Origin of the sequence: Zunongwangia atlantica 22II14-10F7 (assembly GCF_002094855.1) — a bacterium.
Taxonomy (GTDB): domain Bacteria; phylum Bacteroidota; class Bacteroidia; order Flavobacteriales; family Flavobacteriaceae; genus Zunongwangia; species Zunongwangia atlantica.
On the sequence record NZ_ARYN01000003.1, the window covers coordinates 233,805 to 251,006 of the forward strand.

Annotated in this window: 11 protein-coding genes; 1 reads left to right on the forward strand and 10 read right to left on the reverse strand. The window is 37.8% G+C overall.

The features are described from left to right. Window positions 1-18: 18 nt before the first annotated feature. Window positions 19-429 carry a Fur family transcriptional regulator gene (locus IIF7_RS04675; RefSeq protein ID WP_084840515.1) on the reverse strand — a complete coding sequence of 137 codons (411 nt, stop codon included), beginning with the start codon at window positions 427-429 and terminating at the stop codon, window positions 19-21. A 372-nt stretch (window positions 430-801) separates the two neighbouring features. Between IIF7_RS04675 and IIF7_RS04685 the strand changes: the two genes are divergently transcribed. Then, window positions 802-2,430 carry a dihydroxyacetone kinase subunit DhaK gene (locus IIF7_RS04685; RefSeq protein ID WP_084840517.1) on the forward strand — a complete coding sequence of 543 codons (1,629 nt, stop codon included), beginning with the start codon at window positions 802-804 and terminating at the stop codon, window positions 2,428-2,430. 119 nt (window positions 2,431-2,549) lie between these two features. Here the strand turns inward: IIF7_RS04685 and IIF7_RS04690 are convergent, their stop codons facing one another. The 9 genes from IIF7_RS04690 to IIF7_RS04730 form a co-directional block, all read right to left on the reverse strand. Then, a complete protein-coding gene (locus tag IIF7_RS04690; RefSeq protein ID WP_084840518.1) occupies window positions 2,550-3,491 on the reverse strand; it encodes a glycoside hydrolase family 43 protein in 942 nt (313 codons plus the stop codon). A 278-nt stretch (window positions 3,492-3,769) separates the two neighbouring features. Then, the gene (locus tag IIF7_RS04695; RefSeq protein WP_084840519.1) at window positions 3,770-6,241 is read right to left on the reverse strand and encodes a sugar-binding domain-containing protein; all 2,472 of its coding nucleotides are present in this window, start codon (window positions 6,239-6,241) and stop codon (window positions 3,770-3,772) included. A 62-nt stretch (window positions 6,242-6,303) separates the two neighbouring features. Beyond that, window positions 6,304-8,475, reverse strand: coding sequence for a beta-L-arabinofuranosidase domain-containing protein (locus tag IIF7_RS04700; RefSeq protein ID WP_084840520.1), 2,172 nt, complete (start codon window positions 8,473-8,475; stop codon window positions 6,304-6,306). A 63-nt stretch (window positions 8,476-8,538) separates the two neighbouring features. Then, window positions 8,539-10,977, reverse strand: coding sequence for a glutaminase family protein (locus IIF7_RS04705; RefSeq protein WP_084840521.1), 2,439 nt, complete (start codon window positions 10,975-10,977; stop codon window positions 8,539-8,541). Window positions 10,978-11,000: 23 nt separating this feature from the next. Further along, on the reverse strand, window positions 11,001-12,179 hold the full coding sequence (locus IIF7_RS04710; RefSeq protein WP_084840522.1) for an aldose epimerase family protein: 1,179 nt from the start codon (window positions 12,177-12,179) through the stop codon (window positions 11,001-11,003). Window positions 12,180-12,350: 171 nt separating this feature from the next. Next, window positions 12,351-13,412, reverse strand: a complete 1,062-nt coding sequence (locus IIF7_RS04715; protein ID WP_084840523.1) for a cellulase family glycosylhydrolase — start codon at window positions 13,410-13,412, stop codon at window positions 12,351-12,353. A gap of 30 nt (window positions 13,413-13,442) precedes the next feature. Continuing rightward, window positions 13,443-14,471 carry a glycoside hydrolase family 43 protein gene (locus IIF7_RS04720; RefSeq protein ID WP_084840524.1) on the reverse strand — a complete coding sequence of 343 codons (1,029 nt, stop codon included), beginning with the start codon at window positions 14,469-14,471 and terminating at the stop codon, window positions 13,443-13,445. 76 nt (window positions 14,472-14,547) lie between these two features. Beyond that, a complete protein-coding gene (locus tag IIF7_RS04725) occupies window positions 14,548-15,291 on the reverse strand; it encodes a DUF3823 domain-containing protein (protein ID WP_245801526.1) in 744 nt (247 codons plus the stop codon). A gap of 16 nt (window positions 15,292-15,307) precedes the next feature. Then, complete coding sequence (locus IIF7_RS04730) at window positions 15,308-17,197, reverse strand: RagB/SusD family nutrient uptake outer membrane protein (RefSeq protein WP_084840526.1); 1,890 nt, start codon at window positions 17,195-17,197, stop codon at window positions 15,308-15,310. Between the last annotated feature and the right edge of the window lie 5 nt (window positions 17,198-17,202).

Here is a 17,202-nt window from a genome sequence, read left to right on the forward strand (position 1 = left end):
ATAAGATTTCAAGAATAATTATTTAGAACATTTATCACATAAACCTTTTACCACAAGATTAGCATCTGTAGCCTTAAATCCTTTAGGAAGACTAATATTAGGAATTGTTTGATCTGTTAAACATTGGGTTTCCCCACATTTAGAACAGTGAAAATGAAGATGTAATTTATCATTCAAACTTTTATTTCCAGAAGATTCTAAAGCAAACTTTGCCATTCCGCTACCATCTTCAATTTTATGAACCAAACCTTTTTCCTCGAATAGCTTTAAACTTCTAAAGAGTGTAGTTCTTTCAGTTTGGCCAAAAGCCGCTTCAATATCATTTAAACTCATCGCCAAAGATTCTTTTGCCATAAATTTATAAACCAACAATCGCACGGCAGTGGGACGAATTCCCTTAGCTTTTAAAATACTTTCAATTTCTTCCATGATATTTTTAGATCCTTCTTGTGGATTTCTTCAGGAACATAAATTTAAGATTTATTGGATAGTTTCTCGGTATTCCGGCAGAAAGTCTTCAGAATTTATCACTTACTGTGTTTACAAGTTAAGTAAACAAACTCAGCGCAAGCCTGTGAGACGTTTAAAAAATTCGTCTTTGTATCTAGGCAAGCTTCGTAACATTCAATCTCGATTACCAAGTAAAAAATATAAGCTGAAAATCGATAAAATCGAGATGCTTTTTTATTCCCTTCAAAAAGTGCTAAAAGCAACTTAAAGTTTTTATAAATTCTGAAGTGAATAGCGCTTCTCACTGTGTAAAGGCTTTATAATTCTTTACCTTTAAAAGAAAACCTTTCCATGAAATTTTTCATTAATAAACCCGATAACGTTGTAAACGAATCTATAGAAGGATTGCTTACAGATCCTAATCTTACCAAACTAGACAGTTTTCCAGAAGTAAGAGTAGTTACCCGAAAAGAGATCGATAGATCTAAAGTTGCCATCATCTCTGGTGGAGGTTCTGGTCACGAGCCTATGCACGCTGGTTTTGTCGCCAAAGGAATGCTCACAGCTGCCGTTTGTGGCGATATTTTCGCATCACCATCTGTAGATGCTGTTTTAGCGGCCATTCTTGCGGTAGACAGTGAAAAAGGCTGTTTACTGGTTATAAAAAATTATACCGGAGATCGATTGAATTTTGGGCTAGCAGCCGAGCAGGCCAGGGCTCTTGGTCATAAAGTTGAAACAGTGATCGTGGGTGACGATATTGCTTTAGGCGAAGATACGCAGCAGCGTGGTCTTGCAGGAACTTTACTGGTTCATAAAGTTGCCGGACAATTAGCTGAAGAAGGAAAATCTTTGGATGAAGTCACCAAAGCGGCAAAAAAAGTGGCTGAAAGTGCTATCTCGATCGGACTATCACTTACCGAAGGACAGAAATTCAACAACCCTGAAGAGTCGAGATTGGATAAATCTGAAGCAGAATTAGGATTGGGAATTCACGGCGAACCAGGTGTAGATGTTATAAAAATGGATCAGGCCGATGCACTGGTTCAAAAAGCGGTAGATAAATTGAAGGAATATCTTCCGGAGGACGAAGAAAAATATGTGCTGCTTTTTAACAATTTGGGCAGTGTGACTCCGCTTGAAATGAATTTACTGGTGCATAGTTTTGATAAAATCGATATTTCTAAAAAAGTGAAATACCTGGTAGGCCCAACCGCAATGACCACTTCTTTAAATATGAATGGTTTTTCGATCACGCTTTTAAAATTAGACGAAGAGATCGAAAATGCACTTTTAGAAAAAACCGAAACTCCAGAATGGCGAATTAGAGCCTATGCGAAACCAAGTAGCATTAAAAGTCCGGACTTACCTAAAACCATGCAATTCGAGCCTTCTGAAAATAAAAAACACCAGAAGATTGTAGAAAGTATTGCCGATTATCTTATCGAGATGGAAAAGGAAATGAACGATCTGGACGAGAAAGTTGGTGATGGCGATGCAGGATCTACTTTTGCTGCTGCAGGGAAAAAGTTTAAAAAGATTTCTTCGGAATTACCCTATGCTTCGTTACCTGAATTATTTACCACCATTGGCCGCGTTTTAGCACGAGAAACCGGTGGTTCTAGCGGTGTATTGTTGTCGATGCTCTTTACCAAAGCCGGAAGCAGCCTTGAAGATGATGACAATATTGGAAAAGCTTTGCTAAACGGATTAGAAAAAATGAAATCCTACGGTGGCGCTGAAAAGGGCGATCGTACCATGATCGATGCTATGCAACCTGCTTTTGAGGCTTTAAGCGATAATAAGTCTATCAAAGAAGCTGCAGAAGCTGCGAGAGAAGGAGCCGATGAAACCGCCAATATCACCAATACCAGTGCAGGACGTAGTTCTTATTTATCTGAATCTAGCCTTGAAGGAATCCCAGATCCGGGCGCTGAAATGGTCGCTCGAGTATTTGAAAAGCTTGTTGAAATTGTATAAAAAATCAGTTAAATACCTCGGGGTATTATACCCTTTGGCGGTACCAATAAAAAAATCCGTTAGAAGTTCTAACGGATTTTTTTGTAATTGACTAATACCTTGTTCTTATCGAATACTTTTTACTTTTTTAAATACTGAAATGAATTTGATTTCAGTTTAAAAACATTCTTCTTTTTATCGAATTTCAGCTTAACAATAGCTGTTTTACGCGGACTAACCTGTTCTTCTGAAAAATGAGTATGCAGCACATAATACAAAGAATTTCCTTTTTTAAACAAATCGCCATGTCCTGTACCATTAATATCCAAATCTGCTGTTGATATTAGCGGATTTGAAGCTGCTTTTTTCCAGGGGCCAAATGGACTTTTAGCCGTAGCCACCCCTACCGAATAGTCTGGATTTCTAAAATCGTTTACCGAGTAAAGCATAACATAAGTATCGCCATTTTTAAAAACTGTTGGCCCTTCGCTTACAGGCCATTCAGCATTTGCAGTGTTTTCCCAGCTTTCTTCAGCAGCAATACATTCTTTTAAAGTTTCGGGCTTTATTGCGCTAAGATCTTTGGTCATTTCAGCAACAAAAATTCGGTTTCCTTCCGTTAATCTTACATGGTATAAATACACTTTCCCATCATCAAAAAAAACAAAAGGATCGATTTGGTTTACCGGAGCTTCTAAAGCTTTTCCTTCATTTTCAAATGGTCCTAAGGGACTATTGGCGGTTGCTATGGCAATATTTTCGTTGGCAGTATACGCCATATAATATTTGCCCTGGTATTTAAAGATTTGCGGCGCCCAAAAACCTTTGGTTCCAAATGCATCTCCTTTCTTTAAAGCAAAACCATCAGTTTTTCCAACAGGGCCTTCCCAGTTTTTTAGATCTTTAGAAGTATACACCAAAAAACCTTCACCAGGAATGCTTTGATCTTCCTTGGTTCCGTATAAATAATAAGTGTCATTTTCTTCGAAAATCGTTGGATCTGCTAACAAAATTTGCTTTTCCTGAGCATATAACTGCATTGAAAAAACAATGCTTAAAAACAACCAAAATCGGTTTATCATATTCTATTTTTTTTGATAAAAACCTGAAAATTTAAAATCTTCAGCTTTTAAAAAGATATTTTATTAAATAAAATGGCACCAAAATAAATTTGATGCCATTTCTCCTAAAAACGCTGCACCAGGATCAACTAGCCTGGTACATGCATCAACAAAAAAACTAACTGTAATTTAGATTACACGGTACTAACTGGGTTACAAGTCCAGTTTTCTATAAAAATCTTCTTATTTTTTATACAATTTCGATGTATTGGATATTCAAAATTTATAGTTTCAATGTGCTATTCGTGCGCAAAAATATCTTCAGTTTTTAGTTTGTTTCCGGCAGGATCTATTACATCCAGATTTAAACCAGAACCTCCTTCTCCCTGAAAGTATTCTAACGTCATTTTATGATAACCGGCAGCTAATGGAATTTCAGCTTTTTTAAGTTCCATCCCGTGGATACCATCATGCTCGATAACCACCTTTCCATCTATAGTTAATCGAACTCCGTCATCTGCACTTAAATGAAACCCATAAATTCCCTGCTTATCAGCTTTCAAAAAGCCTTCAAATTTTAATCCGTAGAAATTTTCGTTTTTTCTTAATTCTGAAATTTTCAAAGATTTTGTTTCTCCTGAAGCAGCAACTTCTTCCGCAGAAAAATCTGGTAATTTTTGCCATTTACCACCATAAAGTGCATATGCAAGACCAGGTTTCATTGAACTTGAAAGCGCTTTTGAAGCTTCCTGATAGCTATCTACTTTTTCAAATTCTTCACTGGTTATATAACTTTCTTTATCTCCATCTATCGCAATGGCTTTAACCTGCGAAGATGCTGAAATTGTAAAAGGACCGCTATATTTTTTAGAAGATGAACCTGGCTCACTTCCGTCTAAAGTATAATAGATCGTTTCGTCTTTTCTAGAGCTAAGACTTACTTTTAGATCGTCTACAAAAAGGCTGTGTGCCGCTTTTATGCTCACTGGCGAGATCATTTGATCTGTATGAATATCGTGTAGATAATCTACCGGGATTTTAATCACTTCACGATCGTAAGTAACCAGCCCGTTTACTTCACCTTCTACATCTGAAACCTGCGTGTAAACCACCGCACTGGCATCTTTTTCTTCTTTCATTTCCCAAACCTTATCCCAAAGCTCGGTATACGATTTTCTAAATTCTAGAGAATCTGCCATATTACGATACCCCCAGTTAGACTCTTGCCAAAGGTGACCTTTTAAAGGCAGTCCTAAACCACCAAACTCACCAAGAACAGTTGCTCTATCTTCTTCAACTGGATAAACATCTGGCCCAGGATAGCTGTGCATATCGATAATATCGCCTACGTTGTGATCTGTCCAACCACTGGCGTTACTTACTAATCTTGTTTCATCTAAACCTTCAACCCATTTGGTTAAACGCTCTGTATCATATTGTCCCCAACCTTCGTTAAAAACTACCCACATTACAATACTAGGATAGTTATAAAGATCGTCGATCATATCTTCAAATTCAGCTTCAAATTGATCTTTGTCTTCCTGAGTTAAACGTTCTAAGAAATCTGGATGTGGATAGGCCTGCGGCATATCCTGCCAAACCAACATTCCCATTTTATCGCAGAGATAATACCATCTCTGGCTTTCAGTTTTAGCATGTTTTCTAAGTAAATTGAAGCCCATTTTTTTGAAAGTTTCAATATCCCAGATGTATGCCGCTTCGGTTGGTGGCGTCATTAAACCATCAGGCCAATAACCCTGATCCAACACACCCACCTGAAAATAATCCTTGTTATTTAAGAATAGCTTGGTTTTCCCTTCTTCTTTCCCAAGGCTAATTTTACGCATAGCCACATAACTTTCAAAACTATCGGTAGTTTCTTCACCGTTCACCAATTCGACTTTTAGATCGTATAAAAATGGATTTTCAGGACTCCAAAGTTTAGCATTTTCAACTTTTAAAGTAATGGTTTCACCGGCGCTGCCCTCAGCTGTAGCAACTTTAGAAGATCCATCCATAAGCTGCAACTTAATTGTTCCTTCAACCTCATCTTCCGCAGTAAAAGTCACTTCCCCTTTATCTATATTTGGACGAATTTTGAAGTTTTCGATATGATTTTTACTTAACGGCTCCATCCATACACTTTGCCAGATCCCGGTGGTAGAAGTATAAAAAATACCTTCTGGATCTCTTACCTGCTTCCCTACCGGCTGCAAGCCATCGTTAGAAGTATCGTGAACTTTAACAACCACTTCCTGTTTTCCTTCTTTTAAAAACGGAGTAATATTGAATGCAAAATGATCGAAAGCTCCTTTGTGATCACCCACTTTTTCGCCGTTTACATAAACTTGGGTTTCGTAATCTACACCTTCAAAATTCAGCATAATTTCTTCGCCATTCCAATCTTCAGGAATAGTGATGAGTTTTCTATACACCAAATCATCCGAAGTTTTCATAATTCCAGACAGGTAAGATTCTACCGCAAAAGGCACCAAAATCGAATCTTTTAATGGTTCAGAAAAAGTAGTTTTATCGGTCTTTTCAAGGCTTACTTCCCAATATCCATTTAGATTTTCCCAGTTTTCACGTTTTTGGATAGGTCTTGGATATTCTGGCAGTACATTTTGCGGATCTACTTTATTAGTCCACTGCGTTGTTAAGATTGCCTCTGGCTTATTTTGGTTGTTTTCAGCTGTTGTTTTTTCATCTTTACAGCCTACACTAAGCATGCCTGCAAGTACAAAAACAGCCGATTTTTTAAGTATTTTCATATTATCGCGTTTATTTTTTATGCTGAAATTCTACAATTTCGATGTGTATTTTTTCTGAAAAATTATTCCCAGGTTTTAGCATTATCACCTTCCCCAATTACCGGAAACGCACTAATTCTTAATCTGGCAGCTCCCATTGGAATCAGTTCCACGTTTTCTATTGCTTCCGAAGATTTTACAGGACTGTCCTGAAGCTCACCAGCCAAATCGTATTGATCGATCGTCCAGTTTGGGATTTGCTTTGCTTTGGTTTTTAAAACAATTGGCGCATTTTCTACCGTAAACGGAAAATTATTTGCCGGCCAGTCTTTTTCAACAATTTCAAAAGAATCCTCTGGATTTTCATCTAAAACCAATCCGTAATTCCACGGTGAATCTGGATAAATCTCGTAAGACGGCCATTTTTCCTGATCTACTCCTTCCTGCCATTTAGAATCCCAAATTGCTGTTTCATCACTTCGTTTTTCGATATATTTTTCATCGATTTTTAAACTAAAAGTCAATGGCCCGTAATCTATACTTGCACTATTATGATTTTTCTCCCAACGACGGACTTTCAATTGCTTCGGAAATGTAAGTGTGATCTGGTCCCCATCATTCCAGTCGCGATGTAATTTGATGTACTTTCCGGCTTCAGGAGCAGTTTCTATTTCCTCTCCATTCACTTTAACTGAAGCCTCTGTACACCATCCAGGAATTCTAAAATACAATGGGTATTCTGTATCAGCTTCCGTAGAAGAATTGATGCTAAACTGAAGTTGATCTTCAAAAGGATATTTGGTTTGCGAAGTAATACTTACCTCTTCTCCACCGGCAACTTTCGCTGTTACCGTACTTGGCGAATAAATTACCGCAGCCAAACCATTATCTGGTGTCGCCATCCAAAGATTCTCTATCATATAAGGCCAACCCTGCCCATGGTTATGCTGGCAACAGCGAGAACTAAACGGATTCATCATAATAAATGGCCCGTCGTTCATAATACCGGGGCGATGATTTTTATCATCGTTTAATACCATATTTGGGCTTGTGATGTAACGTAAAGATTTAAAATCTGGCATCATGGTTGCCGGGAACGTATTAAAAGCAACCTCCTCGGTATGATCTGCCCAGAAAGTGTCTCCGGTAATTCTTAACAACTGTTCGTTGCTATTCATTTGCTCCACAACACCGCAGGTTTCGATTCCCTGTCTTGGATCGTCATAACCCGGTCTTGCATTTTCATCGGCTCCAAACATTCCGCCTGGAACCTGCCCAAAATGATCTCTAATTATTTTAAAATCTTCATAAGTAGCTTCAAGATCTTTTTTATCGTGACTAAGTTGAGAATACTGAGCCGGTTCTCTAAAAGCCTGAGCTACATTTACATTATGCCAGTCTACAAGATTGCCAAACCAATCTGGCCAATCTGTACCTTCGCGGGTTTCTTTCCAGTTATTTATTTCATCTAAAGTATTATCTCGTTTTTCCCAATCTGCCGTATTTCGATGAATTTTTTCAGCAAGATCTAAGAGAAATTTATCGCCGGTGCGATTGTATAACCACATAACGCTGTACAGATTATCACCACCTCGAATACGCTGCCAATAATGACTTCTGCTTAAAAAATCTTCATCTGGAACTTCTAATTGAAATTTAAAATAATTGGTCATCAAATCGATCACTCGCTCATCCTGGCTGTATTCGTAATACGATTGCAGGCAATACAGCATGATCATATTAGACCAGAAATCCTGAGTACCATCTTCACCAAAACGCTTAGGCCCAAAATTTCCATCTTCGCGTTGGCTGGCAAGTGCTGCCTCTATCCAGGATTTGGTTTCTTCGATCATTTTTTGATCTTCTAAAATATAGGCCATGTTTCCATAACCTTTAAGCCAGTAGGGAACTTCTTCCCATCCCCAAGCACCAGAACCGTCTTTAGAAAGCCAAGCATTATCTTCTTTTTGTAACCATGCGCTAATTTCCCCAAGATGACCATTTAAACCATTGGCCTGTCTTGATAAACACTCGGCCAACCAACCTTCTGGTTTTACTGCTCCTACGGGTAATTTTAAAAACACACTAGATTGTAAAGGCGCACGGTTCCCTATATAATATTGATTGGTTATGGTGGTATCTGGAATTTGCACAACTTCAGCAACAATGGTCTCATTAGATTGTTTATCGTTTTTACACGACACCAATCCTGTAATTCCCAAAACAACTACTAAAGTTTTAAAATAGTTTGTCATTAGATCGTGGTGGTTAAAATTTTGTGGTGATTTTCGGATAAAAAAATGGAGATAGGCAAAAGCCTATTCCCATTTATCTTTTAATAATTTGATATAATAACCTCCTACAACACTACGTGCCTGGAAACCTCTTTGATCACCGCTGCTGGTATAATGCCAGTCACTCATAGGTACACGATTTTTTGTCTCTACAGCGAACTTATAAATTGGATCTCCAAAATATTTAAAAGTTGCATCGTCACCTAAACTTGCCGTCCAGTAAATCCAATCTGATTTTGTATAATCTGCACGATTATCTAGAGGAAGACCATATTCATTTTGCTTTTTTCTGTAATAAGCTAATTCGGTATCAAAAACTTCCTGAGGGAAAATTTCAAGATCCATTACCTTATCCCAAACCAGATTATACTTTTGGCTCCACGTACTTTTATCGTCATAGGTTAAAGCATAGTGATCGCCTGCGTCTGAAAGTTGCATCCACTCTTTGGCCATATTACGTGCTTTTGCAGTGAATTTTTCAGCTACATCTTTCTTTCCTAGCTGATTTGCCATATAACCATAACTTCCAACACCCATAATTGCTTTTACCGCTAAATTTGCGTTACGTGCAAGGTGACCAGAAAAATCATCTGTAGATAACTGGTTGGCCGGATCTAAACCAGCTTCGGTTAGATATTCTGTCCATTCGGTAAGTGTTTCCCAATGCTTTTTAGCATAATCTGCATTACCTTCGGCCATTACGATCGCTGCAGTTAACACCACCATATTACCAGATTCTTCAACTGGCATATCTTCACCATAAGTTTGCCCGGTTGCAATTGGATAGGTTCCTAAATCGTGAGCAGGGAAAGGCTTTTTCCATTTTCCACTTTCAGAATAATAGAAAATCCCGTTAAGCATTCCTTTTAATAAATCTGGATTATAAATCAAAAACAATGGCGCTGAAGGATACGTAACATCTACAGTATTTATCGAACCATTACTAAAGTTTTCTTTAGACAAGAAAAGAATTTCACCTTCGGGACTTTTCGTTAATTTATGGGCAGCAATAGCCTGGCGATACGCAATTTCTAATACTTCAGCATATTTTTCGCCACCGGCTTCCACGCCATCTTCAAAAAGATCTTTGTTGAAATCTTCACATTCATCTAAAACATCATCATACTCGGCATACGCCTTTTCTAATTCTGCCTCAATGCTGTTTTTTCCATCGATATTCCACCATGGTCTTAGTTTTTTTCCGAAGTAATTAATCGAATAAATATCATCGTAACCCAACATAACCATGTATTCTTTTTCTCCGGAAATGCTCTCTTCTGCGAAAACAGTATTCAGCATTAAATTGGTGCCTTTATTTTTTGCCTTCATACTTTTTCCTGAAGCAAAACTTGCTGTAGCATCTGAAGCAGCGGTAACCGACTGACTTGCATTTGCAGATTTTGGAACTGCGAAATACATATATCCCCAATCGATTCTTAAATTATCTCCTTTTTTCTCTAATATTGGCTGTTCTACTGTACCGGCTTTTAAGAAATTTAAGCCTTTGGTATCTCCTGTTTCTGAAGTTACTTCCTGGCTGGATTCGTTAACTGCAATTGCTGAAGCCGCCCCCAAATACACCTGAACTTTATGCGAATTGCCATCGTTAGGTTTTGTTTTTACTGAAATGTAAGAAACCGGGCGCGCCATTAGATCAAGATTATCCATTAATAAAGGCGAAGTGAACGTAAGATCTACATCTACACCGCCAGCTTTAAGCATATACTCGGTTTGAGTTGCTCTAAGATCTACACCTGTTTGTTCTGCAACTAAAACTTCAGCCTTAGATTCTTTTACCTCAGCTAAACCAGCATCAAGGAAACGACCTCCGGCAGTATTTCTAACATGGATCGCTAAAACATTGCCTTTTTTCTTCAATTTCTGCTGAACAGATTTTTCGATCTTTATATAGTCAAATTCGTGATTCCAGCCTTCTTTTTTAAAGATCTGCTCACCATTTAAATACACCACAACATTATCGTCGTGATGAAGTTTTAGATATAATTCATCGAATTTGGTCGATTTTAAATCGAATTCTCTACGATACCAAAGATCATCGCTGGTCCATTTTGTCTCGTATTTTCCTTCATCTCCAAAAGGTGCTTTCTTAGATTTCCAGTTTTTGTCGTTAAAACCAAGTTTTTCCCATCCAGCCCCAGGATTAGATTCGGTTGTTTTTACGCTATATGATTTTAGATTTGCGGCAGGCAATACATCTTCATAGTTTCTGGCTTCACTACCTAGAAAACGGTAAGTTTTACCATCAACTTTTATAAGTCCAACAAGACTTTGCTCGTTCCCCGTCCAGTGAACGGTAGTAGATTCGTTAATTTTATCTCCAAAAGACCAGATACTTAAGTTAGGATCGTGAGCAATTAGAGGATAAGCTGGTGCTTGCCTTTCTTGAGCAGTTAAAAAACCACTTACTAATAAGCTTAAGGCAAATAGAAGTTTCTGTTTCATTGTTAGGATTTGATTTTGATTAGTTAATTATTTGTGGTGGAAAATTGATATTCGGAAATAGTATGATAGGTTTCGCCGGGCTCTAAAATAATAGACGGGAAGTTTTCCTGATTTGGTGCATCGGGGAAGTGCTGTGTCTCTAAAGCAAAAGCGGTTCTATAATCGTCTTTAGCGCCAGATTTAAAGGTGTTTTTACTCTGCATAAAATTACCGCTGTAAAACTGTACTCCGGGTTCCTGGGTATATACATTCATCACAATCCCAGATTTGTCTCCGGTAAACATAGCAGCGTGGTTCATACCGTCTTCTGTCTTATTCAACACAAAATTGTGATCGTAACCATCTCCATTTTTAAGTTGATTATTTTCGGTTTCGATACGTTCTCCAATGGTATGTGGCTCTGTAAAATCAAACGGGGTTCCTTTAACGTCCCTTAATTCTCCTGAAGGAATTAAACCTGCATCTACAGGAGTAAATTGATCTGCAAAGATTTGTACTTTATGATCTAAAATTTCTCCACTTCCTTCACCATTTAAATTGAAAAATGCATGATTGGTAAGATTTACCGGAGTTGCTTTATCTGTAGTTGCTTCATACTCAATTTTTATACTTTGATCACTGGTAACCGAATAGGTAACCTTTACCTCCAAATTTCCAGGAAACCCCTCTTCCATATCTGGAGAATTATACGTTAATATCAAAGTTTTATCATCTGGTTGTTCGGCATCCCAAACCACATATTGAAAACCTTTGTTTCCGCCATGCAGTGTATTTCCGTTATTATTTGTTAGAATGGTATATTCTTCACCGTTTAAGGTAAATTTACCTTTGGCAATACGATTGCCTACACGACCTATGGTTGCTCCAAAATAAGGCTCGGTTGCATTAGCAAAACCAGAAACACTGTTCATCCCTACCACAACATCGGTCATTTTTCCATCTTTATCAGGAACCCAAAGACCTACGATCCTACCTCCATAATTGGTAAAAGCAACTTCTATATCAGTATTCTTAATCCAATATAGTTTTACCTGCTTTCCATCGACAATAGTATCAAATTTTTCCTTTTTTAAGCCATAAGCAGTATCTGGGTGATATGCTATTTCAGCTTCAGTATTTTCAGTCTCAGATGGCTTTTCTTTACAAGCTGAGGCCAGTAAAACCAAGAGTATTGCTAAAAATGTATTTTCAACATTTCTCATTATTTAATAATATTTATTACTTATTTATAAAATTAAAACAACAACCTATAATAGCTAAAACCTTTTAGGCAATTTAAAATTATTAATTTAATAATACTAATATTTTTAACGTATTTTTTACGCTTATTAATATCAAGCTTCACTAAAGCCTTATGAATACTGAAAAAACGACTAATTTTTATTCAATTTTTTAATCAAATCCACTTCGTCCTGACGATAAGGAGTTCCATCTTTTCTGAACACATCATGAAACCATTCAATTGGCTCTCCTTCTGCTATTGGAGTATCCCAGGCGAAAATCGTATTGGTCTTCCCGTTTACCAGTCCCCAATTAATTGCCCCAATATTTTCATTTTTCAACATAGGTAATGTATTCGAATATCGGCTATCTCTGGTTCTGGCCATATATTCAGTACAGATCATTGGGCGGCCATGTGATTTTAAAAGTTCTATAACTCTACGATGCCATTCCGGCCCCTCATAATCATGATAAGTGATAATATCTGAATGTAGGGCCTGGTAAGCATTTAGATCTTTTAAACCCCAATTCCATAAACCAGCAGATACCGGCTGTGATGGATTAATCTCTTTAGCCCAGGTGAATACGTTTTTTAATAATGCTAAAGATTCATTGCCTTTATTGTTATTTCCCGGTTCGTTATATAAATCCCATAACAATACGCGATCGTCATTCGCGAAAGTTTTAATAATATCCTTTACGTAAACCTCTAATTCGGCAAAATTGGCTTCATTTTTTGAGGCCGGATAACCGGGATCCTGCATCCAACCCGAGTTATGCGTTCCTGTTTTTGGTTCTGGTTGCTTGCCAATTTTTGGATCTGCCCCCCAAACATCATCAAAAATCACCAATATCGTCTTGATATTATGCTTATCTGCAATTCCCAAATATTCATCAACACGATCCTTAAAACCTTTTTTATCGGCTTTATAAGCAAGACTATGCAGGTAAACGCGCATGGTATTAAATCCAATTCCTTCAGCATATCCCAACTCTCTATCGATGGTTTCAGGATCAAAAGTTTCTTCCTGCCACATCTCTAATTGATTAATCGCCGTACTGGGAATAAAATTTGCACCAGACATCCAATCATGCTTTTTATACCATTCGGCTGCCTTTTCACGTGACCATTTATTCTTCAATACGATATCTTCCTGTTGGGCAAAACTGTTTATCCCGATAAGAAAACCAATAAGTAAAACTATTCTTTTCATTTGCTGTATTTTGATGTTTTTTGAGTTCGTTTATTTTTCTTCGGAAGGAATTTCCAGGATGGTTTTTGTTGAAACCGGAGTGCCTAGATTTGGTGTTCCATCTTTATTCCAACTAATTTTCTGCATTCTGGGCGATCTTTTTCCGCCACAACCATCTCCTGAATTATCGTTAGCATGGTATAATATCCAATCCTCTTTCCCATCTGGAGATTTAAAAAAGGAATTATGCCCTGGTGCATACACGCCATTTTCTTTAGACCATGCAAAAATTGGCTTCTTGTGTTTTTCCCAGTTCTTAGGATCCATAAGATCTTTCCCTTTAAGCTGAAGTAATCCCAGCGTATAAAAATCGGTCCAACAACCACTCCCAGAAAAAACAATAAAAACTTCTTTCCCGTTCGATAAAAATTGTGGTCCTTCATTTACCAATACGTGGGGACCTCCTTCCCATCGGGTTTCCCAATCGTAAGTTGGTGTAGCGATCTTTTGTCTTTTCCCTTCCATTGTGGTTGGATTTTTCATTTTTGAAATGAATAGATCCTGGCGACCATTTTCATCTCCTTCCCAACCAGACCAAATCATATATAACTGTCCTTTATGTTTGAAGACATTCCCATCAATCGCCCATTTATCTGAAGGAGTGGCCAGTTTCCCTTTAAATTTCCAACTATCGTTCATTGGATCTCCTGAAGTATTTTCTAAGACATACATACGGTGATTATTATTATCACCGTTATCTGCAGCAAAATACACGTACCAGTTCCCATCGATCATATGAACTTCTGGCGCCCATAACTCCTTAGAATACATGGTATTCTTGGGCGGTGTCCAAATCGTGGTTTTTTCTGCCGTTTTTAGATCGGCAAGATTTTTCGTTTTCCATAACACTAATTGATTTTGCAGTGTATGGATGTAATAATAATACCCATCATGGTACGTACTGTAGGGGTCTGCACCAGAAGGTAAAAGCGGATTGGTAAATGTTTTTTGCTGACCAAAACCTGTCCCGCAAAACATTACCAAACTCAGCACTAAAATGATTTTTAAACTTCTTTTCATTGTGGGTGTTTAGAAAAAAGAAGTTCCGAAGGAATTAAAGCCGCTCCGGAAACTTCCTAAGGTTAACATGGATGTATTATAATTCTAATTTTACTGTTGGTGTAAATAAAAGATCCTCTACACCTATAATCTTAATCCCAACCCTGGCAAAAACATAATCACGATCGTAATTGGCCGTATTTGGAAGACTTACCGATAAATTAATATTGTTTATATCTGAAAGATCGCCCGGTCCTTCCTGCACGATATCATAAGCCTCTCTGTTATTATAGCGATCACCGTCATTAATGTTATACTCTGCCCAGTTAGAAACCAATTCAGCTTTATTAAGATATAGATTTACATATTCTATACCTCTGGCATTATCTCCTGTAATAATCTGATCCAGATCTACAGAAGCATTCACTCTACCTCCACTAATAGTGATATCTGAATTTTCAACGATGTAAAACGGAGTAACTTCAATATCCATCATCGTATCTCCATTTAAAGAAAAGAAAATCGTATCTGCAGCCTGAGCACTTTGTTCCTGAGCCACCCAGGGTCCCTGCCCATTTACGAATTTCAATTTATAATCACCGTCAAAAAACCTTCCGCTATATGATCCATCTGGAGCGATATGTACATCGAGTGGTGCTAAAGCTCCAAAACCTGGTTGCCATAATTGAAACCTTACCTGAGAAGGGCCAACTTCTATTGGCATCCCGTTATAAACCACGCTTCCATTAAATATAGATTGCGGCTCTTCATAATTGTCTATCTCACATGAAGCCAGACTTAAAACTAACCCCATGAATAATATATAATACTTCAACTTCATAATATTCGATTTAAGATTATTGATTAGGGTTTCTAACAATTAATGGGTTATTAGTTAGTATATTCTGACCAATTTCAGAATAATAATTTCCTAACTGAAAATTATCTGCTCCCGTTACACGGTTAGGCTTAACAATTTTAAATAACCAGTCTCCGTCGTTTGGATCTCCCGGGTTGTAATATTTATAAGGCCATAAACCGAAAGGCTGAGTTCTTCTTTTAGTAGCATCACCAATGTTTGAAACTAAATCACTAGCCTCCATACTAATCCCATCTAATACCTGGTCTGCAATTCTCCAACGTTTAAGGTCAAAGAAATGAAGCCCTTCAAAGGCAAATTCTACATAACGCTCGTGTGCTATACGATCAAAATTAATATCAGCCGCAGTTAATTCAGTAGTGATACCAGCTCTGCTTCTTACGCGGTTCATATATTCTGCCGCAAGTTCATTCTGCCCAAGTTCGAAGGCAGCTTCAGCAGCATTTAAAAGTACCTCAGCAAAACGGTAACGTACAAACCAAACATCACTACGAACACCACGCTGACCTGAACCCGATTTTGGATCCTGATATTTTCTAATATAAAATCCAGTTTGTGCGGTAAACTCAACTCCATCTATAGGACCATCAAAACCAACTACCTGAATTGGGCCATCACTACCTGCTACTTCTTTTTGCTGTCCTCTGGAATCTCCACTTACAACCGTACCATCTTCAAGCTGTAATCCTGCCCAAATATCGGTCTCTCGATCTTTAAAGGTAGACCCGGGAACAATTACAGTTCCTTCTAATCTCGCATCGCGGTTAGCAAAAAGGTCTTGTGGATCATCATATAAGATATATTCGCCACTTTCATCCATTATTGGTAATGGCTCGTATTCACCTTCTATAGTTTCGAAAGATTGTACCAGGTTTAAAGCAGGGTTAATTCTACCTCCTTCTTCTTCCTCTGCTCCAAAACGTGGCTGATTAGCAATGGTAAAACTATGCGCTTTCCCACTTTGAAGCATAAAATCCTCAACAAAAATCACTTCTGGATTATTCGATTTATCATAAAATAGAGCAGCAAAATTGTTAGATAAATTTGCCTCATCTTTTAAATACAAACTATAATTCCCTGCATTACCATCGATAATTTCCTGAGCTGCGCTTAACGCCTGTTGATAGTATCCATCTGCTCTGGAAGCAGGAATTCCTATTTCTCCTCCCGGAAGACTTACACTTGGAGTATTTTGGCCATATTTTGCAATAGAACCAGCATATAAAGCTGCCCTAGCCTTCATCGCTAAAGCTGCTGCTTTTGTAGCTCTAGATTTTACATCTGCACTTGCAGGCAGATCTTCCATAATTTCATCTGCTTCAGAAATTACGAAATCGTAGACCTCAGCTTCAGTATTTCTTGGAAATCTTAAATAAGTTGCATCCCCACTAAAATCATAGGTTTGAGATTCTAAAATTATCGGAATTCCTCCCATTCTTTTTACCATTGTAAAATAGTATGAAGCCCTTAAAAATCTACCCTCTGCCATAAATCTGGCCTGCTCAGAAGGCTCTAATTCGCTAGACAATTCAAGCCTTTCAAGAAACAGGTTCATTTCTCTTATATAGCCATAATCCCAGGTTCCCCAGGCACCATAGCCCCATCCACCATTTTGGAACTCGCCATATCTACCAGCTTCAGACCAAAAAGCTACATTAAATTGAGCTAAAGAAGCCCAATCTTCTACGGTTCCAAAATCATTATATCGATTATATAAATCTGCTAAAACAGAGAGTACTAAATCTGGACGATTAAAGGTTTCTTCCTGACCTAAAATATTGGTAGGCTCTCTATCCAGAAAATCTGAATCTGATGTACAGCTACTCAGTATAGCAGAAAAACTTAATATGTATAGAAGTTTTTTCATTGTAG